Below are 26702 nucleotides of genomic sequence, written 5' to 3' on the forward strand. Positions count from 1 at the left end.
TCAATGCTGAAGGAGAAGCAATGGCGGAACTGACGATACGTCCGGAGGAGATCCGCGACGCGCTGGACCACTTCGTCCAGAACTACAGTCCGGAGGCGGCCAAGCGCGAAGAGGTCGGATCCGTGATCACCTCCGGGGACGGCATCGCGCGAGTGGCCGGACTTCCCTCCGTGATGGCCAATGAGCTCCTCCAGTTCGAGAACGGCCGGATGGGCATCGCCCTGAACCTGGAGGAGCGCGAGATCGGCGTCGTCGTGCTCGGGGACTCCGAGGGGATCGATGAGGGATCCACGGTGCGCGGCACCGGCGAGGTGCTCTCGGTTCCGGTCGGCGAGGGTTACCTCGGCCGGGTCGTGGACGCGATGGGCAACCCCATCGACGGCCTCGGTGAGATCAGCGGGATCGAGGGACGTCGAGCCCTCGAGCTCCAGGCGGCCGGCGTGATGGACCGCCAGGAGGTTCGCGAGCCCCTGCAGACCGGCCTCAAGGCCATCGACTCGATGATGCCGATCGGACGTGGGCAGCGACAGCTCATCATCGGGGACCGCAAGACCGGCAAGACGGCCATCGCGATCGACACGATCATCAATCAGAAGGCGAACTGGGAGTCCGGGGACCCGACCAAGCAGGTGCGCTGCATCTACGTGGCCATCGGTCAGAAGGGATCCACGGTCGCCGAGGTCAAGGGATCCCTGGAGAAGGCCGGAGCGATGGAGTACACCACCATCGTGCACGCCCCGGCCTCCGACCCGGCCGGCTTCAAGTACATCGCCCCGTACGCCGGCTCGGCCATCGGCCAGCACTGGATGTACCAGGGCAAGCACGTCCTCATCGTCTTCGACGACCTCACCAAGCAGGCCGAGGCCTACCGGGCGATGTCCCTGCTGCTGCGTCGTCCGCCGGGCCGCGAGGCCTACCCCGGCGACGTCTTCTACCTCCACTCCCGTCTGCTGGAGCGCTGCGCCAAGCTCTCCGACAAGCTGGGCGGGGGATCGATGACCGGTCTGCCGATCATCGAGACCAAGGCCAACGACGTCTCGGCCTTCATCCCGACCAACGTGATCTCCATCACCGACGGCCAGATCTTCCTGCAGTCCGATCTGTTCAACGCCAACCAGCGTCCGGCCGTCGATGTCGGCATCTCGGTCTCCCGAGTCGGTGGCGCCGCGCAGATCAAGGCGATGAAGAACGTCTCCGGAACTCTCAAGATCGACCTGGCCCAGTACCGCGACATGCAGGCCTTCGCGATGTTCGCCTCCGATCTGGACGACACCTCGCGGTCCCAGCTGGACCGTGGCGCGCGCCTCATGGAGCTGCTCAAGCAGGGCCAGTTCTCGCCCTACCCGATCGAGAACCAGGTCATCAGCGTGTGGGCCGGCACCACCGGAAAGCTGGACAACGTGCCGGTCGACGACGTGCTGAGGTTCGAGCACGACATGCTGGACTACCTGGCCAACAACACCGAGGTACTCACCGGTATCCGGGAGACCGGGACCTTCCCCGATGACTCCCAGAAGACCGCTGCGGCGGCCATCGAGAAGGTCAAGGAGTCCTTCAAGACCTCCGAGGGCAAGTACCTCGCCGGCCATGAGGAGTTCGAGCCGATGGATCGCGACGAGATCGACCAGGCCAAGATCGTCCGGGCCAAGCGGGGCTGACCGATGGCCTCCAACCTGAGACAGCTGCGAGATCGGCGCGACTCCGTCGCGACGACCCAGAAGATCACCCGTGCGATGGAGCTCATCGCATCGGCACGGGTGCCGAAGGCCCAGCGAGTGGTGCGTGCGGCCGCCCCCTACGCCCATGAGCTGAACCGGGCCGTCTCGGCGGTGGCCGCGCACTCCCACGAGGACCACCCGCTGACCAGGGGGGTGGACAACCCGGTGCGCTCCGGGATGCTCGTGATCACCTCCGATCGCGGACTGGCGGGGGCCTACTCGTCCAATGCCATCAAGGCTGCCGAGGAGCTGACCGCCACCCTGGGCGACTCCCAGGAGGTGCGGACCTACCTGTGCGGTCGCAAGGCGATCCAGTACTACGAGTTCCGCGACCGGCCGGCGGCACAGACCTGGAGCGGATTCTCCGACGCGCCGACCTATCAGAACGCCCGTCAGATCGCCGACCGGTTGATCGCCGACTTCCTCACCCCGACCGAGGAGGGGGGACTGGACGAGCTCCATCTCGTCTACACCCACTTCAGGTCGATGCTCGTGCAGACCCCCAGGGTGATGCGGCTGCTTCCGTTGGAGGTGGTCGACGCCCCCGAGGACGATGACAGCGGTGACGGGGGTCACGAGGAGATCTTCCACGAGTACCAGTTCGAGCCCAGCGCGTCCTCGGTGCTGGACAATCTCCTGCCGCTCTACGTGGCCAACCGGATCCACTACGCCCTGCTCCAGTCGGCGGCCTCCGAGCTGGCCAGTCGGCAGCGGGCCATGAAGTCGGCCACCGACAACGCCGAGCAGCTCATCCAGACGCTCTCGCGTCAGGCCAACCAGGCCCGCCAGGCCGCCATCACCCAGGAAATCACCGAGATCGTCGGCGGCTCGGCCGCCCTGACAGATTCCACCCCCGAGGAGTGAAGAGAGAAGCCATGACAGCTACCGTGACCAGTACCCAGGAGGACACCCGACAGGGCGCCACCGGCCGGGTCGTCCGGGTCATCGGCCCGGTCGTCGACGTCGAGTTCCCGGCCGGGCATCTGCCCGAGATTCTCAACGCTCTGCACGTCGAGACCGAGGTGATGGACCACAAGCAGACCATCACCCTGGAGGTGGAACTGCACATCGGCGACAACACCGTGCGGACCATCTCCCTCAAGCCCACCGACGGCATGCGCCGCGGGTCCGAGGTGACCGACACCGGCGCCCCGATCAGCGTTCCGGTGGGCGACGTCACGAAGGGCCACGTGTGGAATGTCACCGGTGAGGTGCTCAACGCCGATCCGGCAACCCTGGAGATCTCCGAGCGCTGGCCGATCCACCGGGATCCGCCCGCCTTCGACGATCTGGAGCCGGAGACCGAGATGCTGGAGACCGGCATCAAGGTGCTCGATCTGCTGACCCCCTACGTCAAGGGCGGAAAGATCGGCCTGTTCGGCGGCGCCGGCGTGGGAAAGACGGTGCTCATCCAGGAGATGATCTACCGGATCGCCCACAACTTCGGCGGCACCTCGGTCTTCGCCGGCGTCGGCGAGCGGACCCGTGAGGGCAACGACCTCATCAATGAGATGGACGAGGCCGGGGTCCTCAAGGACACCGCACTGGTCTTCGGGCAGATGGACGAGCCCCCGGGCACCCGTCTGCGGATCGCTCTGACCGGACTGACGATGGCCGAGTACTTCCGCGATGTCGAGAATCAGGACGTGCTGCTCTTCATCGACAACATCTTCCGGTTCACCCAGGCCGGTTCCGAGGTCTCCACCCTGCTGGGCCGGATGCCCTCGGCGGTGGGCTACCAGCCGAACCTGGCCGATGAGATGGGCCAGCTGCAGGAGCGGATCACCTCGACCAAGGGCCACTCGATCACCTCGATGCAGGCGATCTACGTGCCCGCCGACGACTACACCGACCCGGCACCGGCCACCACCTTCGCCCACCTGGACGCCACCACCGAGCTGTCGAGAGACATCGCCTCGCGAGGCCTCTACCCGGCCGTCGACCCGCTCACCTCGACCTCCCGGATCCTCGATCCGCAGTACGTCGGCCAGGAGCACTACGACACCGCGACACAGGTCAAGCAGATCCTGCAGCGCAACAAGGAACTCCAGGACATCATCGCGATTCTGGGCGTGGAGGAGCTCTCCGAGGAGGACAAGGTGATCGTCGGTCGCGCCCGGCGCATCCAGCAGTTCCTCTCCCAGAACACCTACACGGGCGCGAAGTTCACCGGAGTGCCCGGATCGACCGTGCCGATCAAGGAGACCATCGAGTCCTTCCAGATGATCTGCCGCGGCGACGTCGACCACATCCCCGAGCAGGCCTTCTTCAACGTCGGCAGCATCGAGGACGTGCAGAAGCGCTGGGACGAGATGCAGAAGAAGGACGCCTGATGGCTCCCAAGCCGTTGCACGTCGACGTGGTGGCCGCAGACCGCCAGATCTGGGAGGGCGATGCGGTCAACATCATCCTTCGCACCACCGAGGGTGACATCGGCCTGCTGCCGGGACACACCCCGATCTTCGCGAACCTGGTGCCCTGCGCCGCTCGGATCATCACCGACGACGGTCGCCAGGAGGTGATCGCCGTTGACGGTGGCTACGTGGCCCTCGACGACAGCGGGCGGGTCTCCATCCTGGCCCAGTACGCCACCCGGTCCGATGAGATCTCCAGCGCGGACGCCCAGCACGAGATCGACGTCATCTCGCGCAAGATGGACCGCAACGACGAGTACACCGAGGACGACGTCCACCGGTTGCACCTCGCCCAGGCCCAGTTGCTCGCCGCCAAGCACATCTCGGGGCAGAAGCCCTGAGATGACACCGTGGTAGTTCCACCAGACGATTCGATCATGCCGTGACGTCCGGACGAGACTCTCGTTTGGACGTCACGGCTTTTCGGTCTAGCGTGTCGCCATGGGCCCCGTTCACGTCAGTCTGCAGGTGGCGCTGGTGTCTGTCATCCAGCTGGAACTGATGGCGGCCGTGCTCGTGGTGGCGATCGTGGCGATGGCCATGGTGTGGCTGCTGATCCGCCACCAGATTCTTCTGAGGCGGCGCGGGGTGTTCGTGTGCGGCCTGAGGACCCTGGGTCCCGATGAGTCGGCGGAGGCCAGGCCCGGCAAGTGGATGCTCGGGCTCGCCCAGTACTGCGCCGGAGACTTCGTGTGGTACCGACCGATCAATCCCTGTCTGTCTCCCAGCGTGGCACTGCACCGCAGCAGTCTGGAGATGGCCGAGCACCACCGTCCGACCCCGGGGGACCAGATCCCCTTCATGATGAGCCAGGAGGTCATCACCTTGGTCACGGCGGCGTCGGGTCAGCGGAGCCGATGTCAGATCGTCGTGGACAAGGGTGTGCTCACCGGCCTGATGAGCTGGCTGGAGGCGGCTCCCCCGGGGGAGGCCAACCACCTCACCGCGCGCAGCATGTGACCTCCACCGACTGCTGTTGGCCCGCCTGCTGTCTCCCGGACAACCATTGCCCCGACTGTCACGGAACCGCTCGTGCCGAACCGTTGAACTCCTGAACCCCCCTCACTGCCCGAACCCCCGCTGTACTGCTGCTCCGGTCACGTCACCGGGGCATTTCTGCGTTCGGGGACGTGCCGGACCCCCGAGTCGGCAACAGGGCTCGGGGGTTCCCGGACACGCTCGCGGCGCAGCTCTTCGGAGGGCCTCAGTGAGGCTCAGTGGTGGCGCTTGGGGGCCTCGGCGTTGCGTTCCCCACCGGGAACCCACAGCACCTCGTCGCTGGCCCCGTCACTGGCGCGGTTGGCCGCCCGGGAGAGGATGAACATCAGGTCCGAGAGGCGGTTGAGATAGGTGATCGCCAACTCGTTGACCCCGCCCGGAGTGACCTTCGGGTCCTCGGAGGTCTGGGTGCCGTAGGTCTCCACCGCCCTCCAGGCGGCCCGCTCGGCGGTGCGCACGGCGGTCCGGCAGACGTGCAGCTGGGCCCCGACCGGATTGCCCCCCGGCAGGATGAAGGATCGCAGGGTGGGCAGGGCGTCCCCGAACTCATCGCACCAGTGCTCGAGCCGGTCCACACTGGACTGCACGGTGCGCAGCGGCTCCCACTGCGGATTGGCCACCAGCGGGTTGGCCAGGTCGGCGCCGACGTCGAAGAGCTCGTTCTGGATGATTCCGAGGGCCTCGCGGACCGGCTTGTCCAGGACGGTACCGACCTCGGGATCTGAACCGCGGTCCAGAGCCAGTGCCAGGCCGATCGCGGCATTGGCGGCGTCCACCAGTCCGTAGGCCTCGACGCGGACATCGGTCTTGGCCGCCACCGAGTTGTCGACCAGCCGGGTGGTGCCGTGATCGCCGGTACGGGTGTAGATACGAGAGAGAGTCACCATGGGCCCCAGCTTACGAGGTCACCTCCCGCAGACCCGTGGGCGCGGTGGACAGCCTCAGGGACAGGGGTCACACATTCTCGAGGAAGCGGTGGAGCACCTGCACGAAGACCTCCGGCTGGTCGGCGTGCACCCAGTGGCCGGCGTTCTTGACCCGGACCCGCTGGACCCGTGGGAACAGGGCGGCCATCGCCGCCTGGTGCTCGGGGTGGACGTAGTGGGAGTCCCCACCGCTGATCCACAGCACCGGTCCGTCCCAGTGGCGTCCCCGGGTGTCGGGCCACTGGGCGACCTGGTCCATCTGGCTGGCGAGCAGGTCCAGGTTCATCTGCCAGTGCCACTGGTGACCGGCCGGGGCATGGACGTCGTGGCGCAGATTCTGCAGCAGGAACTGGCGGATCACCGGGTCCGGCACGCCGACCGACATCTGTGCCTCAGCCTGGGTACGGGTCCGCAACGAGGAGAGATCCAGTGCCTCCATGGCTCGGGTGAGAGGATCGAATCGCAGGTTCAGCGGCGAGACGACCGGGGCCATGTCCACCACGACGAGACTGGCGAGCAGCTCGGGGAAGTCCAGAGCGGTGCGCATCGCGACCTTGCCGCCCATCGAGTGACCCAGTAAGTGAACCGGGCGGTCGGGGGAGTGCTCGCGGATGGACCGGGCGACGCTGGCGGCCATCTGCGGATAGGAGATCTCGCTGGTCCATCCGGAACGACCGTGGTTCGGCAGGTCCAGCAGGACGCAGCGCCACCGGTCGCGATCGGTGGCGACCAGGTCCTTGGCGACCCTGGTGAAGTTCTTTCCCTGGCCGAAGACCCCATGGCACCAGACGACGGTCTCAGCGCCGTTCCCGATGGTGGTGGCATGCAGCTCGGTCGTGGCGGGTGTGGGTGTCATGATCGCGATCTCCAGCAGCCGGTGTGCCAGTGACGCCGTCGGGAGACCGGTGAGTCGGTGCTGAAACCGGTCGGTTCGTGGGGCCAGGCGACGATGTGAGGGGTCCCCGGGAGGATGGGGTGGAGGCAACCAGGGCAGGTGTACGTCTTGACCGCCCGGTCGGCTGGGACATTGTGCACCACGTGCGCGCCGTCCCTCTTCTGCTCGCTGTGGGCGTGCGAGGAGGGCTCCAGGGGCCGGATCTGTCGCAGCCTTCTGCTACTGCGACTCTTGTGACGGCCCATGCCTGCGATCATAGCGGGGCCGGCAGGGGTCACCTCTGATGAGCGCCGGGGCGGACGACGGGGGCAGTAGTATCGCCTCTCGTGCGACTCGTGATAGCGGAGTGCCAGGTCGACTACACCGGGCGACTGACCGCCCATCTGCCCTGGGCCAGACGACTCATCATCGTCAAGGCCGACCACTCGGTGAGCGTCCATGCCGATGATCGCGCCTACAAGCCGTTGAACTGGATGAGCCCGCCGTGCACCCTCACGGTGCGCGAACCGGCCGCCGACGAGGCCGCCGCCGTGGACTCGGTCGACTCGCGGATCAGCCAGGTGTGGGAGGTGGACTCACCCGGCGGGGATCACCTGCAGATCCTCATCGGTGAGGTCGATCTGGATGCCACCGAGGACCTCGGCGCGGACCCGGGTCTCCAGAAGGACGGCGTCGAGGCGCACCTGCAGGAACTGCTCGCCGAGAACCCGGAGACCTTCGGCGCGGGCTGGACGGTTGTCCGGCGGGAGTACATGACGCCGATCGGCCCGGTCGATCTGCTGTGCCGTGATGCCGAGGGCACCTACGTGGCGGTCGAGGTGAAGCGCCGCGGTGAGATCGACGGCGTCGAGCAGCTGACTCGATATCTCGACCTGATGAACCGCGACCATCTGCTGGGGGACCACGTCGACGGAGTGTTCGCCGCACAGCAGATCAAACCGCAGGCCCGGACGCTGGCCCAGACCCGCGGGATCAGCTGCCTGACGGTCGACTACGACGCCCTGCGCGGGATGGACCACCCGGAGGACCGGCTGTTCTGACCGGCCCCCCGCACTGGTGGCGACCACTCCCGAACGGTGCTGACTACTCCAGAACGGTGGTGGGCTCGTCCTCGCCGGCCTGCTGCTTGGCCGGGCGGATCATCGTCTTGTCGGCGTCGCTCTTCGCGGTCCCCGGCTGGTCCTTGGCGGATCGGTCCGAGGCCGGCGTGCCGGAGGTCTTCCCGGCCTTGGTGTCGTCCTGGCCCTCGGTGTCGAAGGGATCGGTACCCGGGAAGTCCTTGCCGGCCTCCCCGGCCAGTTCGCGCAGATTGCCGAGCTGGGCGAGGACCGCCTCCCGATGCTGCTGAAGGGCCGCCACCTCGCGCTCGAGCTGCTCCTTGCGCCACGCGTACTGCTCCTCGAGACGCTCCTTCATCATCGCCGCCTGGCGATGGGCGACCGCGATCCGGTTCTCCGCGTCGCGAGCCGCCTGGGCACGCACCTTCTCGGTCTCGGCGAGGGTCTCCTCGCGGATCTTCTCCGCCTTGACGGTCGCCTCCTCCAGGGACTTGGTGGCCGCCTGCATGTGAGCCGCTCCCTTGTCCTGCAGCTCGTTGAGCTTGGCAACCGCCTGATCGTGGTTCGTCCTGGTCGCGGTGGCGATCCGCTCGGCCTCCTCGTGGGCACTGCCGAGCGTCGCGGCGGCCTGCTTGTCGGCCTTGGTCGTGGTGGCCGTCGCCTGGTCATTGGCCGCCGAGGTGAGTCGAGCGGCCTCCTGGCGGGCCTTCTCGAGCGTGCTGGCGGCCTCCTTGCGGGCCTTCTCGACCGCGGCGCCGGCCTCCTGCCGGGCCGCCTCAAGGGTGCTGCCGGCCTCCTGGCGAGCCTTCTCGAGAGTGCTCGCGGCCTCCTGCTTGGCGGCACCGACGGCCTGCTCGGAGTCTTGGCGGGCCTTCGAGGTGAGCGCGCCCGCCTCCTTCTGGGCTCCCTCGATCATCTGCCGGGCCTGGGCCTCGGCGTTCTGACGGGTGGCCTCGGCACGGACCTTGGCGTCATTCATGATCGACTCGACATGGGTGGTGGCCTGGGCGACGATGGTGGTCGCCTGCTGACGCGCCTCGTCGACCGAGGTCCGGGCCTCCTTGGTGGCCTGGTCGCGCAGCTCGCGCTGATTGGCCAGTCCTGCCACCCGGATGTCGTCCGCCTCGGTCTGGGCGGCGGAGCGCAGGTCGGCGGCGACCCGGCGTCCCTCCTCCTTGATCCGCTCGGCCTCGTTGCCGGCCTTGGCCACCAGATCCTTGGCCTGGGTCTCGGCGGCGGTGAGGATGCCGGTCGCGTGAGACCCCAGGCGTGCGAAGTCCGACTTGTCGGCCTCCTGCTCGGCCTTGGCGACCTCATGGCGCAGATGGCGGGTGAGCTGCTTGAGGGTACTGACCTGCTGCTCGATCTCGCGGACGTAGTTGTCCACGCTGGTGCGGTCATAACCCCACATCGCGTGGGCGAAGCTGCCTGCGGCGCTCGCGCTGTCGTCGAAGAGATTGAGGCCGGTCTCCTCGTCGCCGGGATCCTCGCTTCCAGGCGTGACTGGATCGCTCACCACGGACTCCTTCCGATGCCATCTGTACGGACCCCACGCTACCAATGTGGACCGCAGGTTCGGCCGTGACGGGCTGGGGTGGACATCATTGACCACACCTGGCCAGGGAGTCCGTGCAGACGGACAACGGCGGAGGATCCGCGAGGGATCCTCCGCCGTCGGTCAGATGGCTGCGTCGCCGATCTCAGTCCTTGTAGGGCATGCCACCGGCCGGGGGCTCGGTGATCTCGACGAGGATTCCACCGGTGCACTTCGGGTGGAGGAAGACCACGCGGGAACCGGCGGTGCCGAGCGAGGGCTCATCGGAGATGAACCGGGCGCCGCGCTCCTTGAGGGTGGCGATCGTCTTGTCGATGTCGTAGGTGCGGTAGCACACCTGCTGAATCATGTTCTTGTTCTTGGCGATGTACTTGGCGATGGTGCTGTCCTCGCCGAGGGGCGCCAGAAGCTGGACGACGGTGCTCTCCTCGCCGCGCTTACCGGTGGCGATCATCGCCTCCTCGACGCCGTGACCCGGGTTCTTCTCACGCAGCAGCACGTGGAAGCCCAGCACCTCGGTGTGGAACTTGATGGCCTCGTCCATGTCCTTGACGGCGTAGCCGACGTGGTCGATGCACGCGAAAGGATCGTTGTTGAAGTTCTCCATATCTCATATCTTTCCACCCTCCCGGTGAAGATCGACACCGGGGTGCGGGCTGGGACAAGGGGGTGTGCGGGGCCCGCACGGCGGGATGTGCGACACGCCCGGCGTTGCGGCTGGCGCGGGGGCGGGTCGGTAGGTCAGCATGTCTGGGAGAGTGCGTCAGCACGTGTGGCGACATGCCTCGATCCCGAGAGCCGGGATCCTCAGCCGAGGAGACGAACGTGAAGAAGTTCCTGACGACGACCATCGCGGTGTTCCTGGTGGCCTTCGCCCTCTACTACATCTTCACCGACCCCGAGGGCACCGCCGACGTGGTCCGTGGATTCTTCAGTGGGATCTTCGGGTTCATCAGGGCACTGGGACGATGACCCTGGTGCCGTGCCTTCGGTGCTGAGGACGTTGCGGCGGTTCGTCGATCCCGAGGTGGACCGCCACCTGCTCGCCAGCGAGGGCGAGTTCATCATCGATGAGGTCGTCAAACACTGGTGGACACTCGTCCTGCCGATCTGCGGACTGGCCGCCAGTGTGGTGTGCTTCCTCGCGATGATTGTCACCGGGGCCGCGTGGTGGTTGTTCCTGCTGCTGGGGCTGGTGATCGACGTGTGGGCGGTGGTGAGGATGTTCCGGGTCCACATGGATCGATTCGTCATCACCAACATGCGGGTGTTCCGGGTGCACGGGGTGTTCAACCAACACCTGGCGACCATGCCGATGACCCGGATCCTCGACATCTCGGTCGAGCAGCCCTTCCTCGGGCGACTGCTCGGGTTCGGTCACTTCATCTTCGAGTCCGCCGCCCAGGACCAGGGGCTGAGGGTGATCCGTTACGTCGGGCGACCCGAGCAGCGGGATCTGATCATTCAGCGGGTCATCCAGATGGCCGGCCTGCGGACCAATCTGGCCCACCCGCGCTGACCCGGCCGTTGCCCGGTGACGACGTGGGGATCGGGTGAACACTGTCGCCGTCGCTGTGCCCGGCGGGGGAGGGGAGGGACTGCTCCGGGGCAGGAGAGAATGATTCTCAGCAGCGGCATAGTGTGGTGTCGTCATCTGCGTTCAGGTGACGGTCAGGAAGGCACACATGTCACGTCCAGTCCGGTTGCACTCGGTCCAGTCGCACCCAGTTCGCCCCACCCCCTCCCGTCCAGGTCGGGCACGGACTCAGCTGTCGGCGCTGGTCGGAGCACTCACCGTGGCGGCCCTGGCGCTCACCGGCTGCTCCTCGAGCACCACGGCGACAGCCCCCGCGACCACTCCCGCTGCCAGCACATCGGCCGGTGGATCCCCCCGTCCCTCCGGTTCAGCCACCGGATCGCCGTCGGTCACGACAGGTCCGCACGGAGTCGGAGCACCGGTGACAGATCCCTCCTGCGCCGCCCCGCCCTCGCAGTGGAAGACCTTCAGGGCACCCGACAAGGTGGTGGCTGACCTGCCGGAACTGGAGAGCGGTACCAACCACTCCAAAGTCGCCGACCGGTGGACCTATCCTGCCTCCGAGGTGCACCAGTGGATGACCAGGCCGGCCACCGCCCCCAAGGGTCGCAAGCTGGTCTTCCTCACCTTCGACGACGGGCCTGACAAGACCGTCACGGCGCAGGAGCTGACGAATCTCGAGAAGGGCGGAGTGCCGGCCACCTTCTTCATGATCACTCCTCAGATGCAGGGGGTCCCCGTGGACCTGCTGCGACGGTCCCTGAGGGACGGCAACGGCCTGGGAGTGCACTCCTACAGCCACGACTACCGGTATCTGTTCAAGGGCGACGCCGCCCAGCGGGCCACCCACGTGGCCTGCGACTACGACTGGGCACTGGCTCAGGCCAGGGCGATTCTCGGGTCGGGATACGCCGAGTCCGGGTTCCGCTACCCGGGTGGCCACATGTCGTGGAGCCATCTGGGTCAGGCCGATGCGGAGCTGGCCCGTCGGGGTGTCGTTCCCATCGACTGGAACGCCATGAGCGGGGACGCCGATGCGCAGATGCCGACAACGGTCCCGGGCTATCTGGCGATGGTCAAGAAGTCCATCGCCGAGGCCGGGAACCCGCGGGTCGTCGTGCTGCTCAACCATGACAACAAGGAGCGGACCGCCGAGGCGATGCCGAGCATCATCGCCTGGTTGAAGTCCCAGCACTACCAGTTCGGCATCATCAGCTGAGACGGACTCGTTCCCCGGGGGGCGGTGTCGGGCCACCGGGGCAAAGGAGGAGACGGGTGGTGCACTCGCAACAGGGCCGTGAGCCCGTCGGAGCCCACGGGGCGGTGTCCCGGATGGTGGCGGCCGTGGTGGCCGGCCTGGTCGTCGGAGGGCTGACCGGATGGCTCGGGGGCGGGCCTGGGGGCTGCTGTGGGGCTCACGGCCCAGTCGGTCTGGTTCGCCGTGGCGAACTGGCTGGCGCTGTGGCCGATCGGGCCAGCAGGCACCAGGGAGCATGCCCGTCGCGAGGAGTTCCGGCCGGTGGCCGAGGAGATCGTGATCGTGGCCCTCATCGTGGCCGGTGTCACAGCGACCCTTCTGCTGGGACGGGTCGGAGACCCGGTGGCAAGCGGGTCGCAGCGGCCGCGCTGACCCTGGCCGTGGTCTTCATGCAGTGGTTCGGTCTGCACGGCGATGTACGCGGCCCGGTACGCCTACGAGTACTACCGGACAGGACCGGACGGCACCCGCGAGTCCGGCGGGATCGACTTCAACCAGGACGACCCTCCGTCCTACCGCGACTTCTACTACTTCAGCTACAACTTGGGGATGACCTACCAGGTCTCCGACACCGCCGTGACGAACTCGCGGGTCTGGGCGGTGGTCCTGAGGCACTGCCTGCTGTCCTATCTCTTCGCCCTGGTCATCCTCGCCAGTGCGATCAATGTGGTCACCGGGGTCTTCACCTCCGGGCTGTGAGGACGACTCAGGCCATCACGAGGTCCTGGACTCCCGGGATTCCTGCGCGGCCTGACATTCCGAACACCGTTCGGGATCGCGTTTCCGGCAATCGTGCTTCGAGCATGATGCGGATCTCTGAGTTGTCCGCGCCCCCGGTCGCACTGGAGGGAGAGCATCACAAGAAGAATGCCACCAGTCCAGCAGAAACACTTGTCCCCCGATGAGGGGATCGACGTGCGTTCGGGGGGCGCTCACGATGTCCTCAGGAACTCAACCCACAGGAGGACATTGTGAGACAACTGCATTCTCATCGTTCGTCATCGGCAGTGATCATGCTGGTGAGCCTCGCCCTCGGACTGATCGGCTTTCAAGCCGTCGGCGCATCCCCGGCCAGGGCCGCCACCACCAACAACACCGTGATGACCACGACCCAGAGCATGTCGGCCGCGACGCTGAACTCTCGACAGGTCGGCACCTACGCGGCGGGAAGGCATCTGAACCTCATCTGCTATGCCCACGGGCAGTCTGTGAAGGGTTACTTCAGCAGGTGGATCCCCGGAGGGTGGGACAGTCTGTGGTACCTGGTCGACGACGGACACTGGGTGGCCGACGTCGACATCCAGACCTACTCACAGAACCCCGTCACCTCCGAGTGCCCCTCCGGGCCCGTGGGGGTACCGATGGTGACCACCCAGCGGATGGCCGGGCCGGGCCTCAACACTGGTCAGGCCGGGACCTATCAGCAGTACAGTGCCCTGGGGCTCGTCTGCTGGGCCAGAGGTCAGTCGGTGAAGGGATACTTCAGCAGGTACATCTCTGGTGGCTGGGACAGTCTGTGGTACCGGACCAGAGATGGCTACTGGGTCGCCGATGTCGATCTTCAGACCGGTAGTTCCGGCCAGGTCGGCCCTCAGTGCGGTCAACCCGGCACTCCCGCCTCCTCTTCGAGAGAACAGCGCGCCGTGTCCTGGGCTCTGAGTCAGGTCGGCTCTCAGCAGTACGACTTCCTGTGCGGGGCCTTCGTCGCCAATGCCTACGGAAAGAGCGCCCTCGGATACTCGAATGCGATCTCCTTCTACTCCGCCCTGCGCGGTGCCAATCAGATTCACGGCGGCACTGCCCCAGCGGGTGCTTTGGTGTTCTCTCGCAGTTCGACGGATCAGGGCAATGGTCACGTCGATATTGCTGTCGGTAACGGCACCTTTGTGAGTGGCGGGGTCTCTCGGTCCTATCGAGGGTTGAGAGGCGGTGGAAGCACCGTGCAGCTGATGCCGACGCTGAACCCATCCCACGGAGCCGTGTACCTCGGCTGGGCCTACGCCCCGAGTAGTGCCCCTTATGGTGGTGTAACCCGCTGGTGACCAACCCGTCGGCCTCCGCGACTTCGTGGTGGACGGCAGCGCGGTCACCGTGTGATCCTTCGAGAAAGCTCTCTACTTCTCACTCGAAAGGAACAACCACGATGACCGCTCCTCATATTGTCGACCCGACGCGGGTCCTGGACCAAGCCCTGGGCCAGGCCTCCCCGGACCTGCTGCGCTCACTGCTGCAGACGATGATCAACATGCTCCTGTCAGCCGACGCCGACCAGGTCGCCGGCGCGGAGTACGGCCGCCCCGACCCCGACCGCCTCGTCCAGCGCAACGGCTACCGTCACCGCGACCTGGACACCCGGGTCGGCACGGTGGACGTGGCGATCCCCAAGCTCCGCCAGGGCAGCTACTTCCCCGAGTGGCTGCTGGAGCGGCGCAAGCGCGCCGAGTCGGCGATGATCACCGTGGTCGCCGACGCCTACCTGGCCGGGGTCTCCACCCGCCGGATGGACAAGCTCGTCAAGAGCCTGGGTATCGACTCCCTGTCGAAGTCCCAGGTCTCCAGGATGGCCGCCGACCTCGACGCCCAGGTCGAGGCCTTCCGCCACAGGCCTCTGGGCGAGGCGGGCCCGTTCACGTTCGTGGCCGCTGACGCCCTGACGATGAAGGTCCGGGAGGCCGGACGGGTCATCAACGCGGTCGTGCTGACTGCCACCGGGGTCAACGCGGACGGCCACCGGGAGGTCCTGGGCCTCCAGGTCGCCACCGCTGAGACCGGGCCGGCCTGGAACACGTTCTTCGCCGATCTGGTGGCCCGGGGCCTGTCCGGGGTGCGGCTGGTCACCTCGGATGCCCATGCCGGGCTGAGGGAGGCGATCGCGGCGAACCTGCCCGGGGCTGCCTGGCAGCGGTGCAGGACCCACTACGCGGCCAATCTGATGAGCGTGTGCCCCAAGAGCCTGTGGCCGGCGGTCAAGGCCATGCTCCACTCGGTCTACGACCAGCCCTCCGCGGCCGCCGTCGACGCCCAGTTCGACCGGCTGCTGGACTATGTGGAGGCCAAGCTTCCCCAGGTCCATGCCCATCTGGACGCCGCGCGGGCCGATCTGTTGGCGTTCACGAGTTTCCCGGTCGACGTGTGGCGCCAGATCTGGTCGAACAATCCTCAGGAGCGGCTGAACAAGGAGATCCGGCGGCGTACCGATGCCGTGGGGATCTTTCCCAACAGGGAGGCCGTCATCCGGCTCGTCGGGGCCGTGCTGGCCGAGCAGACCGATGAGTGGGCCGAGGGCCGGCGCTACCTGGGCCTGGAGGTCCTGGAACGCTCACGAGGCACTCACAACCCCGACGGCCCGGACCAGACGCACCTGGAAGGAGCAGACCCCATCCCATCCGAACTGGCAGCCTGACCCCGTATCGAAAGATCACGAAACGGATACACCACTACCAGGGACTTGACCACGCCCCGACGTCCTGGCGCGGTTGATGACCCCCCAGGGGTCTGACCGGTAGGTCGTGACCAGCACAACCGGGCAGGTGACCGGTCCGCAGGACCGGTCACCTGCCCGGACGGCCCCATCGTCGGGGATGACGTGCGCACCGATGCCAGCCGTGTCACCGCTGTCGGGGGATGACCCAATGAGCATCCTTCTGGTGGTTTCGGGCATGATAGACAAGGTCGGTCCGGGCCGCGGGTACCCGCGGGCCCGCCGATGTCACATTCCACCCGGCCCTGTCCGGGCGCGTCGAGAGAGAGAACGTCATCGTGTCCTTCACCATCACCGTTCAGCGATCCGGAGATTCCGAGGAGCGACAGGTGGACACTACGACGACCGGCCTCGACCTGTTCGGATCTGATCGTTCCGTCGTCGCGATGAGGGTCGACGGCGAGCTCGAGGACCTTCAGCGCCCGATCAGCCAGGACGCCACCGTCGAGGCGGTGGAGGCCACCAGTCCCGACGGCCTCAACATCATCCGTCACTCGGCCACCCACGTGATGGCCCAGGCCGTCCAGCAGGTCTTCCCCGAGGTCAACCTGGGGATCGGCCCCTTCATCACCGACGGCTTCTACTACGACTTCGGAAACATCGATCCCGTGACCCCCGAGCTGCTCAAGGATCTCGAGAAGCGGATGAAGAAGATCGTCAAGGAGAACCAGCGGTTCGTGCGGCGTCCGGTGACCGAGGAGGAGGCCCGCCGCGAGCTCGCCGACCAGCCGTACAAGCTGGAACTGGTCGACTCCAAGGGCGGCCACGAGGCCGAGGGCGCCTCGGTGGAGGTCGGCGGCTCCGAGCTGACGATCTACGACAACGTGCGGCGCGACGGCGAGACCGCCTGGAAGGACCTGTGCCGCGGACCCCATGTGCCCTCCACCAAGTACCTGGGCAACGGGTTCGCGCTCACGAAGTCCTCGGCGGCCTACTGGAAGGGCGACCAGGCCAACGATCAGCTGCAGCGGGTCTACGGCACCGCCTGGGCCTCCAAGGACGATCTGGTGGCCTACCAGACCCAGATGGCCGAGGCGGCCCGCCGCGATCACCGCAAGCTGGGTGCCGAGCTGGACCTGTTCAGCTTCCCCGAGGAGATCGGGCCCGGGCTGGCGGTGTTCCACCCCAAGGGAGGGATGCTGCGCCACATCATCGAGGACTTCATCATCTCCGAGCACCTCAAGCGCGGATTCGACATCGTCTACACCCCTGAGATCACCAAGGGCGGCGTCTTCCACACCTCGGGTCACCTGCCCCACTACGCCGAGACGATGTTCCCCCCGATGAACGTCGATGAGGAGCGCGACGACCAGGGCAACATCACCCGCGCCGGCCAGGAGTACTACCTCAAGGCGATGAACTGCCCGATGCAGAACCTCATCTACAAGTCCCGGGGTCGCTCCTACCGGGATCTGCCGATCAAACTGTTCGAGATGGGCCACGACTACCGCTACGAGAAGTCCGGGGTTGTCCAGGGGCTGACCCGGATGCGCGGGTTCACCCAGGACGACTCGCACATCTACTGCACCCCCGAGCAGGCTCCCGAGGTCATCAAGAACCTTCTCGGGTTCTTCGACGAGGTGCTCTCGGCCTTCGGACTGGGGGAGTTCTACCTCGAGCTGTCGACCCGTGACGCCGAGGGCAAGAACCAGGACAAGTTCATCGGCTCGAACGAGGACTGGGCCGAGGCCACCCGGATCCTGCAGGAGGTCTGCGAGTCCAGCGGACTGGACCTGGTGCCCGACCCGGGCGGCGCGGCGTTCTACGGCCCGAAGGTCTCGGTCCAGGCCAAGGACGCCATCGGACGCACCTGGCAGATGTCGACGGTCCAGTACGACTTCAACCAGCCGGAGCGGTTCAAGCTGGAGTACACCGCTCCCGACGGCAGCCGCCGGCGTCCGGTGATGATCCACTCCGCCAAGCTCGGCTCCGTCGAGCGGTTCATCGGAGTCCTCACCGAGCACTACGCGGGAGCCTTCCCGGTGTGGTTGTCGCCGGTCCAGGTCCACGCCGTCCCGGTCGCCGAGGAGTTCGACTCCTACCTGGACGGACTGGCCGCCCGGCTGCGCGCCGCCGAGCTGCGTGTGGAGATCGACAAGTCCACCGACCGGTTCGGCAAGAAGATCCGCAACGCCACCCAGACCCGGTCGCCGTTCATCGTGATCGCCGGCGGCGAGGACGTCGCGGCGTGGGCGGTCTCCTTCCGCTTCCGCGACGGCTCGCAGCTCAACGGGGTCCCGATGGACCGGGCGGTCGCCATCATCGACGGCTGGGCCAGGGCCAGGCGCAACGACGACCCGACCGCCGCCAACGCGGAGTCGGTGCTCGGCCAGTCCGAGGCCTGAGGAATGGCGGCAGACCACGACGCCGACCAGGTCCGGATCGAGTTCGACGACGACGAGGTCGGTGTGCCCGATCCCTTCCGTCGGCTGTGGACACCCCACCGGATGGCCTACATCGGCGGGCAGGACAAGCCGGCCAGCGCCCGGGCCGGCCAGGATTGTCCGTTCTGCCGGGCCCCGTCGCACCGTGACGAGGAGTCCCTCATCGTCCACCGCGGCGAGTTCTGCTATGTCGTGATGAATCTGTACCCGTACTCGCCCGGACACCTGCTGGTGTGCCCCTACCGCCACGTCGCAGGGTATGTGGATGCCACTGCCGAGGAGACCCGCGAGATGGCCGAGCTCAGCCAGTCGGCGATCCGCGTGCTCACCGCCACCTCCCACCCGCAGGGATTCAACCTGGGGATGAACCAGGGGGCGCCCGGTGGCGCCGGGGTGGCCGCCCACCTGCACCAGCACGTCGTCCCGCGGTGGATCGGGGACACGAACTTCCTGCCCATCATCGGTGGCACTCGGGCGGTGCCCCAGCTGCTGGGGGACGGGCGGGCGCTGCTCGCCGAGGCCTGGGAGACCCATGCTTGAGCACTTCAGAGCCAGCTGGCAGAAGGTCATGCACCCGATCGGGGCGCTGCTGATCCGCCTTGGCGTCACCCCGGACATGGTCACCTGGGCGGGAACCATCGGGGCCATCGCGATGGCCCTGGTCTTCTTCCCTCTGGGCATGCTGTGGCAGGGCTCCCTGCTGGTCGCCCTGTTCATCTTCTCCGACTCCCTGGACGGGAACATGGCCCGCCAGATGGGTCGGCACTCCCAGTGGGGGTCCTTCCTGGACTCCTCCCTGGACAGGCTCGCCGACGGCGCGATCTTCGCCGGACTGGTGCTGTACTACACCGGCCCGGGCGACTCCAGGCTGTGGGCCGGGGCCGGACTGGTGGCGCTCATCCTCGGCCAGGTGACCTCCTATGTGAGGGCGAAGGCCGAGTCCCTGGGAAAGACGGCGTCGATGGGTCTGGCCACCCGTTCCGACCGACTCCTGGTGACCCTGTTGGGGGCCGAGCTCACCGGTCTGGCGAGTGTCGGCGTCCTTCCTCACTGGTTCACCTGGGCACTGCCTGTCGGGCTGTGCTACCTCAGTCTGGCAGGAGCCGTGACGGTCGGACAGCGGATGGCCGCGGTGCGCCGACAGGTCACCTCGTGACCCCTGGCCATCGATCCGACTCCGGCCGCGGCCGGCTGTCGGCCGCCACGCTGGGCCTGGCCGGCCATCTCCCCGACTCTGTCTGGCGTCCCGGGGCCCAACTCGCCGGGTCGGTGCTGGCCCGGTTCCCCACTGCCGGGGTGCAGCGGTGGCGGGGCAATGCGCAGACCATGACAGGGCAGCGCCCGTCTCCCGCCCAGACCCGCCGCGCGGTCGTGTCGTGGATGCGCACCACCGTCACCTCCATGCAGCTGCCCCGCTGGTCGGGGGAGCGCATCGATGCCACGGTCGACCATGATCCGGCCCAGCTGCAGGCGCTGCGCAGGGCCTGTCGGGACCGGGGCGCGCTGGTGGCCCTGCCTCACATGGGATCCTGGGACCTGGCCGGAGCCTGGGTGGCCCGGCGCGGCATGCCGGTGACCACCGTCGCCGAGCACCTTCCCGAGGCCGAGTTCCGGCTGTTCGTGCGAACCAGGGAGCGTCTGGGAATGCGGGTCCTCGGCTACCGCGAGCCAGGAACGGTGCGCCATCTGGTCGAGGACCTGTCTGGCCACCGGCTGGTCTGCCTGGTCGCCGACCGCGACCTGTCGGGTGGCGGTGCCCCGGTTCACTGGGCGACCGCCGACGGCCCGGTCCCCGGTTCGATGCCCCCCGGGCCCGCCCACCTGGCGGTGCTCACCGGCGCCGCACTGATCGGCGCGGCGTGCAGCTACCGGGGCCCTGACCGGATGCACATCGAGTTCTCACCGATCCTGGAACCAGCCGCCGGAGAGACCAGCAGGCAGCGGGTCGGCCAGCTCACCGAACGGCTGGCGGAGTGGTTCAGCGCCCAGATTCGCGACCAGGTGTGCGACTGGCACATGTTCCAACCCTTCTTCCCAGACCCTGTGATCCCAGGCCCTGTGATCCCAGACAATAGGGCCATGCATCCGGACTCGGCCGGGACCGGCCAGTGACAAGGGCCGACGACTGGCTCAGCATCGGACTGGTCTGCCCCTACTCCTTCACCCGGCCCGGAGGGGTCCAGAACCATGTCCTCGGGCTGGCGCGCTGGCTGCGCCGACGCGGACATGTCGTGGCCCTGCTCGGCCCGGGTCATCCCGACCGCCGGACCCTGCGGAGCCTGGGACTGCCTCCGGAGTGCTTCACCAGCACGGGCCGCAGCGTGCCCGTCCCGGCCAACGGATCGGTCGCCCGCCTGAACTTCGGGGCGGCATCGGCTGTCCGGGTGAGGTCGTGGATGAGCGACCACTACTTCGACGTCATCCACCTCCACGAGCCACTCACCCCGTCCAGCTCGCTGCTGGCCCTCTGGAACGCAGACCGGCCGCTGGTCGCCACGTTCCACTGCTGCTTCGAGGACTCCAGTTTCGCCGACTCGACACTGCTGCGGGTGGCACGAAGGCTGGCCCCCTCCTCGTTGGCCCGCATCGACGAGGCGGTCGCCGTCTCGCAGGCGGCGGCCGAGGCGGCGCGACGCGCCTGGCGGGTGGACCCGGTCATCATCGGCAACGGGGTGGACACCGCCGAACTGTCGACGGTGTGGACCGCCCCGGCCCCCTGGCGCGGCGGGGAGCATCCCAGGGTGTGCTTCCTGGGCCGCTTCGAGGAGCCCCGGAAGGGCTTCTCCGCCTTCCGCAGGGCGGTGCACCGGGTGCGTCTGAGCCATCCCGATGTGGACGCCGTGGTCATCGGGCCGGGCGCGGTGCCCGGCGACACCGACGGCCTGCGGTTCCTGGGCCCGCTGTCCGATGCCGATCGCGACCGGGTGCTGGGATCCTGCGATGTCTACGTCGCCCCCAACAGCGGGGGGGAGTCCTTCGGGATCGTGCTGGTGGAGGCCCTGGCCGCCGGGGCGAGAGTGGTGGCCAGCGATCTGCCCGGGTTCCGGGAGGTCCTCACCGACGATCGCGGACTGGTGGGATGGCTGGTTCCTCCCGCCGATGCCGCTGCTCTGAGCCGGGCCATCAACCAGGCCCTCGGCAGTGGGGACAGCGGTCTGGCGGCACGAGGTCTGAGACGCGCCCGGCAGTTCGACTGGGAGTCGGTCGGTCCCCAGCTCGAGGACCAGTACCGGGCGGCCATCTCGTCGCGGCGCAACCGTCGGTGACTCCGCTCACTATTCTGGGACACGTGGCGAGACCGATCGAGACATCCGGGCCGGTCGGGCGGCGACCATGAGCAGCCCCACCCCCGAGCATGCGCCGCGCCCGGACGCCAGCATGGATCTGCTGCGCCAGGTGCGTCAGGAGGCGATGGAGCCCGAGTACCTCACGGCCGAGGACCGCCATGGCCGGGAACGGCCGCACGGACGGGGTCTGATCGGAACCCTCACCATGCTCGTGCTGGCCGGCCTGCTCCTGGGCGGCGCCTGGCGCGCTACCACGGTGGCGCGGCCGGCCACGGTGGCCGAACGCGACGACCTCATCAACCGTGTCCAGTCCGCCCAGGCGCACCGGGCCAGCCAACAAGCGGCGGTCGGTCGACTGCAGCGCCAGGTCGATGCGATGCGAGCCTCCCAGTCGGCCGCCGGCACCGCCGCGGCCCGGATCTCGGCCGCGGGCATGGCGGCAGGTCAGGTCGCGGTGGTCGGTCCCGGCGTCCAGGTGCTCCTGGACGACTCACCGGACGGCTCCGACGAGGGACGGGTCGGCGACCAGGACCTGCGCCAGCTCATCAACGGGCTGTGGCAGGCCGGTGCCGAGGCGATCTCGGTCAACGGTCACCGGATCACCACCCGCACCGCGGTCCGATCCGCCGGATCGGCCATCACGGTGGACTACGTCTCGCTCACCCGGCCCTACCGGGTCAGTGCGATCGGCGACCCCAATGTGATCCCCGGGAAGCTCTCCCAGAACGGCGGGGGGCAGTGGATGGCCTACATCGCCGACAATTTCGGCGTGCGCTGGTCGATCACGACCGCCAGCACTCTCAAGCTGCCGGCCGGGGCAGGATCCGTCAGCCTCGCCACCCCGCGGTGAACCCCGTGGTGATTCGCCCACTGATGGTGGGCACACCGCCCCGGGACGCTGCCGGTGGCGCGCCATGGCAGGATGGTGCCCATCGAGGAAGGGAACGGACATGATTGCGGTCGCTGGCCTGATCATCGGAGTCATTCTCGGCCTGGTGCTCAATCCATCCCTCCCGGTGACCCTTCAGCCCTACCTGCCGATCATGATCGTGGCCGCCCTGGACGCCCTGGTGGGTGCCGCCCGCGCCTATCTCGGGCACACCTTCTCCGACAAGGTCTTCGTGGTGTCCTTCCTGTCGAATGTCCTGATCGCGGGGCTGATGGTCTGGGTCGGGGATCAGATCGGCGTCGGCTCCCAGCTGTCGACGGCCGTCGTGGTTGTCCTGGGAATCAGGATCTTCACCAACGTCGCAGCCATCCGACGGGCCCTGCTGCATGCCTGATCCGCACCAGAACCCCGAACAACAGGACATCCGCGCGCCTCAGGACAGCCCTTCACCGCGGGCGAGTTCCGGGACGCAGGACGGCCCCGGCACCGACCGGCAGAAGCCCTCGCACCGCGCCAGAATCCTCCACGACCTGGCTCACCCGGCGTCCGGACAGCTCATTGTCGCCATCATCCTGTGCCTGTGCTCCTTCGCGGTGGTCACCCAGGTGCGGTCTCGGGCCGACGAGGATCCGTTCGCCTCGATGCGGCGGGCCGATCTGGTCACCATGCTCGACTCGCTGTCCACCTCCTCCCGGCAGCTCGACTCCGAGCTCGCCGAGCTGCGCGACACCCAACGGCAGTTGCAGTCGGGGGCCGATTCCCGGCAGGCCGCCCAGAAGCAGGCCGCGACCCGGCTCTCCCAGCTCCAGGTGCTCTCCGGAACCGTGCCGGTCCAGGGCCCCGGCATCACCATCAGGATTGCCGATCCCGGCGCCAAGGTGACCTCCGACATCCTGCTGGACGCCGTCGAGGAGCTCCGCGACGCGGGGGCCGAGGCGATCTCCCTCAACGGGAAGGTCCGCGTGGTCGCGAGCACCTGGTTCGCATCCGGTGCCGACAGCGTGATCGCCTCCGGCACCCCGATCAGCCGACCCATCACCATCCAGGCCATCGGCGATCCGCACTCCCTCGAGGAGGGCGCCAGGTTCCGCGGCGGTCTGGTCTCCCAGGTCCAGGCGCCTCAGGTCGGGGGCAGCGTCCAGATCACCTCATCCACCCTGATCAGGATCACCGCGGTCGCCACCCCGGCGCCGATGACTCACGCCAGCCCCGTCCGCTGACACCTGAGGCCGTGGGCGGCTAGTCTGGGTGACAGCACGGCCGACACCGTGCCGCGGCAGACCTGCGACAGGCGCCGATGACACCACGCTCAGGAGGTTTCTGCGATGGCCGGTGCCCCCGAGGATCTCCAGTACACCGTGGACCACATCTGGGTACGCCCGGGCAACGGCGACGAGGTGCGGGTCGGTCTGACCGCCGAGGGCCTCTCGGGAATCGCCGAGATCCTCGACGTGACGCTGCCCGAGGTCGGCGAGCAACTGGCCCGGGGCGATGTCGCGGCCGAGATCGACACGGGCGATGAGCCCGTCGACGTGGAGACGCCGGTGAGCGGGGTGGTGGTCGCTGTCAACCAGGTGGTCGCCGACTCGGCACAGACCCTGGCGGCCGACCCCTACGGGGACGGTTGGCTGATGTCGGTCGAGCTCACAGCGCCCTCCGAGCTGGACGACCTGCTCGACGCCGACGCATACGATGCTCTCACCGACTCGTCCTGATGCGGCGGGAGTGGTGAGGATCCGACAGACTGCAACAGGCAGACGTCCCGCTGCAGGACGGGTGGGAAAACAGGCCCCGGAAGGGGCCGGGAGTGAGGATGCGAGATGAACAAGTGCCTCAGGTGCGGGCAGGACAACGCGGATGACGCCAACTTCTGCTCTCGCTGCGGAGCTCGTCTGGGTGCCGCGGCGGGCATTCCAGGGGACAACACCGGGGTGATCCCGGTGATGACCGACGAGGTCGTCGCCGACACCCCGGAGCTGTCGGGGGAGGCGCTGTCCGCCATCGCGGACCTTCCCGAGGGGGATGGACTGCTGGTCGTCCAGCGCGGGCCCAATGTCGGCACCCAGTTCGTTCTCGACCAGGACGTCACCACGGCAGGTCGCAGCACCCACTCCGACATCTTCCTCGACGACATCACCGTTTCGCGGCACCACGTGAAGTTCATCCGCAGGGATGGCCGGATCTACGTGGAGGACCAGGGCAGCCTCAACGGCACCTACGTCAACCGCACCCTGGTGGATGGATCGGCCCCGCTGCGCGAGGGCGACGAGGTGCAGATCGGCAAGTTCCGGATGATCTTCCACCTCGGCGGGAGCGGACTGCGCTGATGGCTGGCCCGGTCTGGAGCATTGGGCAGGTGATGAAGCTCCTCAAGCCGGATTTCGCCGACCTCTCCATCTCGAAGATCCGATTCCTGGAGACCGAGGGTCTGCTGAGTCCCGAGCGCGCACCCTCCGGGTACCGAAAGTACGCCGAGTCCGATGTCGAGAGACTGCGCTACATCCTCACCTGCCAGCGCGACAACTTCCAGCCCCTGAAGGTGATCCGCGAGCATCTCGAGATGCTCGACCGGGGGGAGGAGCCTCCCAGTGTCGATCAACCCGCACCGCCGGGAGCCGGTTCCGACAAGGAGCCCGGAGTCCAAGGTCCGGTGATTCCCCAGCCCCGGGCGCCGATCAGGATGAACCGGCGGGAGTTGGTGAGGGCCAGTGGGATCACCGAGGCACACCTGGTCGAGCTGGAACGCCATCAGCTGGTGCGCACCAAGCGCGGTCACGACTGGTACGGCCAGGAGGCGCTGATGGTGTGTGTGGCGTCCCGCAGGCTGCGCGAGTACGGGATGGACACCCGTCACATCCGGGCGATGAGACAGGCCGCCGAGCGGGAGGCCGGGATGATCGAGCAGACGGTGCTGCCGCACGCCCGGCACCCCCAGCGGGCCAATCAGGTCGCCACGGAGATCACCTCCCTGGTGCTCCACGCGCATGCGGCGATGGTCTACGACCTGCTCCAGCACTGACGTCGTTCTGTCGGCCATCGACCGCGGGTAGGCTGGCCCTATGGTGGTCGCACTGGAGGTTGTCGGGATCCGGCTGGACCAGATCTCACAGTCGCCCATCCTGCTGCTCAAGGAGTCCGAGGGACGCCGCCATCTGGCGATCTGGATCGGCGCCTCCGAGGCGGCATCGATCGCCCAGGCCATCGACGACGTTGAACCCCCACGACCGCTGACCCACGACCTGTTCGTCACCGTGCTGGGCGAGCTGGGCTGTCCTAGCCCGCAGATGGTCATCACCAGTGTCACCGATGGCGTGTGGGAGGGCGAGATCCGCCTGCGACCGGGCCATGTCGTGCAGGCCAGACCCTCGGACATGGTCGCCCTGGCAGTGCGGCTCGGGGTCACCGTCGGCTGCCGCGAGGAGGTCCTCGAGGAGTTCGGCATCCTTCTCGATGAGTCCCCCCAGGATGAGGTCGAGAGGTTCAAGGAGTTCCTCGACCATGTCAGCCCGGACGACTTCGAGGACTGAGCCCGGCAACCCTAGAGTGTCACTTGACCCTCTGATCTCATCTGAAATGCCTTGTCAGAGGGTTCTTCGAGGAGATTCCTGGGGTATCCTTGAGACCCCACGGCGTGGCAGCGGTTCGCTCGGACGGCGGCCACGTAGCGTCTGTGGGACAGGGACGGTACCGAATCGGCCCAGGGACAGAGGGTGATCGAGATGGTCGAGAGTGCGGCTCAACAGGCCTCCTCGCCCAGATGCGCACAGAGCGCGCTCTTCGACGGGGACTTCTTCCCCCTTCCCGATGACATCGGGTTCCGCGGCCCGGTGGCCTCCGGCGCTGCTGGGATCACCTACCGTCAACTCGACTACTGGGCTCGCACCGGTCTGGTCCGCCCGGAGATTCGTGGCGCCTCGGGGTCGGGCAGTCAGCGGCTGTACTCCTTCCGCGATATCCTGCTGCTCAAGGTCGTCAAGCGGCTGCTGGACGCCGGTGTGGCTCTCCAGCAGATCCGGATCGCCCTCGATCACCTGCGCGCCAATGGCGTCGAGGAGCTCTCGACGGTGACCCTGATGAGTGACGGCGTCTCGGTCTACGAGTGCACCCGTGACGAGGAGGTCATCGATCTGCTGCGCGCCGGCCAGGGCATGTTCGCCATCTCGCTGGGGGGAGTCTGGCGCGACGTCAACGGCTGCCTGTCGACACTTCCGCACGAGAAGGTCGGTGGCGCCGCTCATCATGCCGAAGATGAGCTGTCGCGCAGAAGGGCCACCCGCCGGGTGTCGTGACACTGACGTCCT

At 67.5% G+C, this 26702-nt stretch carries 31 protein-coding genes; 26 read left to right on the forward strand and 5 right to left on the reverse strand.

The window, feature by feature from the left end; translation table 11 throughout:
* Positions 1-20 precede the first annotated feature (20 nt).
* The 5 genes from atpA to FEZ32_RS10905 all read left to right on the forward strand — a co-directional run bounded on the left by atpA (position 21) and on the right by FEZ32_RS10905 (position 5092).
* On the forward strand, positions 21-1658 hold the full coding sequence (atpA, locus tag FEZ32_RS10885; RefSeq protein WP_028702422.1) for a F0F1 ATP synthase subunit alpha: 1638 nt from the start codon (positions 21-23) through the stop codon (positions 1656-1658).
* A 3-nt stretch (positions 1659-1661) separates the two neighbouring features.
* Positions 1662-2582, forward strand: a complete 921-nt coding sequence (locus FEZ32_RS10890) for a F0F1 ATP synthase subunit gamma (RefSeq protein WP_138680602.1) — start codon at positions 1662-1664, stop codon at positions 2580-2582.
* A gap of 11 nt (positions 2583-2593) precedes the next feature.
* Positions 2594-4051, forward strand: coding sequence for a F0F1 ATP synthase subunit beta (atpD, locus tag FEZ32_RS10895; RefSeq protein ID WP_028702424.1), 1458 nt, complete (start codon positions 2594-2596; stop codon positions 4049-4051).
* On the forward strand, positions 4051-4473 hold the full coding sequence (locus tag FEZ32_RS10900) for a F0F1 ATP synthase subunit epsilon (protein ID WP_028702425.1): 423 nt from the start codon (positions 4051-4053) through the stop codon (positions 4471-4473). The genes atpD and FEZ32_RS10900 overlap by 1 nt, the downstream gene beginning before the upstream one ends.
* A gap of 100 nt (positions 4474-4573) precedes the next feature.
* Positions 4574-5092 (forward strand): DUF2550 domain-containing protein, encoded by a 519-nt coding sequence (locus FEZ32_RS10905; RefSeq protein ID WP_028702426.1) that lies wholly within the window; start codon positions 4574-4576, stop codon positions 5090-5092.
* Between the two features lie 254 nt (positions 5093-5346).
* Here FEZ32_RS10905 and FEZ32_RS10910 read toward each other — a convergent pair whose 3' ends face one another.
* On the reverse strand, positions 5347-6018 hold the full coding sequence (locus FEZ32_RS10910; RefSeq protein WP_028702427.1) for a cob(I)yrinic acid a,c-diamide adenosyltransferase: 672 nt from the start codon (positions 6016-6018) through the stop codon (positions 5347-5349).
* Positions 6019-6085: 67 nt separating this feature from the next.
* Entirely contained in the window at positions 6086-6913 is an 828-nt protein-coding gene (locus FEZ32_RS10915; RefSeq protein WP_138680603.1) for an alpha/beta fold hydrolase, read from the reverse strand.
* A 365-nt stretch (positions 6914-7278) separates the two neighbouring features.
* Between FEZ32_RS10915 and nucS the strand changes: the two genes are divergently transcribed.
* Positions 7279-7992: an endonuclease NucS gene (nucS, locus tag FEZ32_RS10925; protein WP_138680604.1), complete on the forward strand. Its 714-nt coding sequence runs from the start codon at positions 7279-7281 to the stop codon at positions 7990-7992.
* Positions 7993-8035: 43 nt separating this feature from the next.
* Here the strand turns inward: nucS and FEZ32_RS10930 are convergent, their stop codons facing one another.
* Positions 8036-9526, reverse strand: coding sequence for a DivIVA domain-containing protein (locus FEZ32_RS10930; RefSeq protein WP_028702430.1), 1491 nt, complete (start codon positions 9524-9526; stop codon positions 8036-8038).
* 184 nt (positions 9527-9710) lie between these two features.
* Entirely contained in the window at positions 9711-10172 is a 462-nt protein-coding gene (gene mce / locus FEZ32_RS10935) for a methylmalonyl-CoA epimerase (protein ID WP_028702431.1), read from the reverse strand.
* Positions 10173-10390: 218 nt separating this feature from the next.
* Between mce and FEZ32_RS10940 the strand changes: the two genes are divergently transcribed.
* Both FEZ32_RS10940 and FEZ32_RS10945 read left to right on the forward strand, forming a co-directional pair.
* Entirely contained in the window at positions 10391-10537 is a 147-nt protein-coding gene (locus FEZ32_RS10940) for a hypothetical protein (RefSeq protein WP_232020950.1), read from the forward strand.
* A 19-nt stretch (positions 10538-10556) separates the two neighbouring features.
* A complete protein-coding gene (locus FEZ32_RS10945) occupies positions 10557-11084 on the forward strand; it encodes a PH domain-containing protein (protein WP_301456246.1) in 528 nt (175 codons plus the stop codon).
* Positions 11085-11330: 246 nt separating this feature from the next.
* Here FEZ32_RS10945 and FEZ32_RS13975 read toward each other — a convergent pair whose 3' ends face one another.
* Entirely contained in the window at positions 11331-11495 is a 165-nt protein-coding gene (locus tag FEZ32_RS13975; RefSeq protein ID WP_232020951.1) for a hypothetical protein, read from the reverse strand.
* Positions 11496-11523: 28 nt separating this feature from the next.
* Here FEZ32_RS13975 and FEZ32_RS10950 point away from each other — a divergent pair, with 28 nt between their 5' ends.
* The 18 genes from FEZ32_RS10950 (at position 11524) to FEZ32_RS11030 (ending at position 26690) form a co-directional block, all read left to right on the forward strand.
* Complete coding sequence (locus FEZ32_RS10950) at positions 11524-12321, forward strand: polysaccharide deacetylase family protein (RefSeq protein ID WP_028702433.1); 798 nt, start codon at positions 11524-11526, stop codon at positions 12319-12321.
* Between the two features lie 189 nt (positions 12322-12510).
* Positions 12511-12732, forward strand: a complete 222-nt coding sequence (locus FEZ32_RS13670) for a hypothetical protein (RefSeq protein ID WP_217496596.1) — start codon at positions 12511-12513, stop codon at positions 12730-12732.
* Between the two features lie 42 nt (positions 12733-12774).
* Positions 12775-13059: a DUF1345 domain-containing protein gene (locus FEZ32_RS13675; protein ID WP_217496597.1), complete on the forward strand. Its 285-nt coding sequence runs from the start codon at positions 12775-12777 to the stop codon at positions 13057-13059.
* A gap of 272 nt (positions 13060-13331) precedes the next feature.
* Entirely contained in the window at positions 13332-14402 is a 1071-nt protein-coding gene (locus tag FEZ32_RS10960) for a CHAP domain-containing protein (RefSeq protein WP_138680605.1), read from the forward strand.
* A gap of 101 nt (positions 14403-14503) precedes the next feature.
* Positions 14504-15763: an IS256 family transposase gene (locus FEZ32_RS10965; protein WP_138680606.1), complete on the forward strand. Its 1260-nt coding sequence runs from the start codon at positions 14504-14506 to the stop codon at positions 15761-15763.
* A 356-nt stretch (positions 15764-16119) separates the two neighbouring features.
* A complete protein-coding gene (gene thrS / locus FEZ32_RS10970; protein WP_138680607.1) occupies positions 16120-18186 on the forward strand; it encodes a threonine--tRNA ligase in 2067 nt (688 codons plus the stop codon).
* A gap of 3 nt (positions 18187-18189) precedes the next feature.
* A complete protein-coding gene (locus FEZ32_RS10975; RefSeq protein WP_028702435.1) occupies positions 18190-18765 on the forward strand; it encodes an HIT family protein in 576 nt (191 codons plus the stop codon).
* Positions 18758-19381, forward strand: a complete 624-nt coding sequence (gene pgsA, locus FEZ32_RS10980; protein ID WP_028702436.1) for a phosphatidylinositol phosphate synthase — start codon at positions 18758-18760, stop codon at positions 19379-19381. The genes FEZ32_RS10975 and pgsA overlap by 8 nt, the downstream gene beginning before the upstream one ends.
* Entirely contained in the window at positions 19378-20337 is a 960-nt protein-coding gene (locus FEZ32_RS10985) for an LpxL/LpxP family acyltransferase (RefSeq protein WP_175415780.1), read from the forward strand. The genes pgsA and FEZ32_RS10985 overlap by 4 nt, the downstream gene beginning before the upstream one ends.
* Positions 20334-21491 (forward strand): glycosyltransferase family 4 protein, encoded by a 1158-nt coding sequence (locus FEZ32_RS10990; protein WP_138680609.1) that lies wholly within the window; start codon positions 20334-20336, stop codon positions 21489-21491. The genes FEZ32_RS10985 and FEZ32_RS10990 overlap by 4 nt, the downstream gene beginning before the upstream one ends.
* A gap of 67 nt (positions 21492-21558) precedes the next feature.
* A complete protein-coding gene (locus FEZ32_RS10995) occupies positions 21559-22362 on the forward strand; it encodes a DUF881 domain-containing protein (RefSeq protein WP_126412593.1) in 804 nt (267 codons plus the stop codon).
* A gap of 100 nt (positions 22363-22462) precedes the next feature.
* The gene (locus FEZ32_RS11000) at positions 22463-22795 is read left to right on the forward strand and encodes a small basic family protein (protein WP_097798763.1); all 333 of its coding nucleotides are present in this window, start codon (positions 22463-22465) and stop codon (positions 22793-22795) included.
* Positions 22788-23621: a DUF881 domain-containing protein gene (locus FEZ32_RS11005; RefSeq protein WP_084149238.1), complete on the forward strand. Its 834-nt coding sequence runs from the start codon at positions 22788-22790 to the stop codon at positions 23619-23621. Before FEZ32_RS11000 ends, FEZ32_RS11005 begins: the two co-directional genes overlap by 8 nt.
* 105 nt (positions 23622-23726) lie before the next feature.
* A complete protein-coding gene (locus tag FEZ32_RS11010; RefSeq protein WP_028702440.1) occupies positions 23727-24116 on the forward strand; it encodes a glycine cleavage system protein H in 390 nt (129 codons plus the stop codon).
* Positions 24117-24221: 105 nt separating this feature from the next.
* Entirely contained in the window at positions 24222-24728 is a 507-nt protein-coding gene (locus tag FEZ32_RS11015) for an FHA domain-containing protein (RefSeq protein WP_028702441.1), read from the forward strand.
* Complete coding sequence (ftsR, locus tag FEZ32_RS11020; RefSeq protein WP_028702442.1) at positions 24728-25420, forward strand: transcriptional regulator FtsR; 693 nt, start codon at positions 24728-24730, stop codon at positions 25418-25420. The genes FEZ32_RS11015 and ftsR overlap by 1 nt, the downstream gene beginning before the upstream one ends.
* A gap of 43 nt (positions 25421-25463) precedes the next feature.
* On the forward strand, positions 25464-25928 hold the full coding sequence (locus tag FEZ32_RS11025; protein WP_138680930.1) for a bifunctional nuclease family protein: 465 nt from the start codon (positions 25464-25466) through the stop codon (positions 25926-25928).
* Between the two features lie 192 nt (positions 25929-26120).
* Positions 26121-26690, forward strand: coding sequence for a MerR family transcriptional regulator (locus FEZ32_RS11030; RefSeq protein ID WP_028702444.1), 570 nt, complete (start codon positions 26121-26123; stop codon positions 26688-26690).
* The last annotated feature ends 12 nt before the right edge of the window (positions 26691-26702 follow it).

Origin of the sequence: Acidipropionibacterium jensenii (assembly GCF_005890135.1) — a bacterium.
GTDB lineage: Bacteria > Actinomycetota > Actinomycetes > Propionibacteriales > Propionibacteriaceae > Acidipropionibacterium > Acidipropionibacterium jensenii.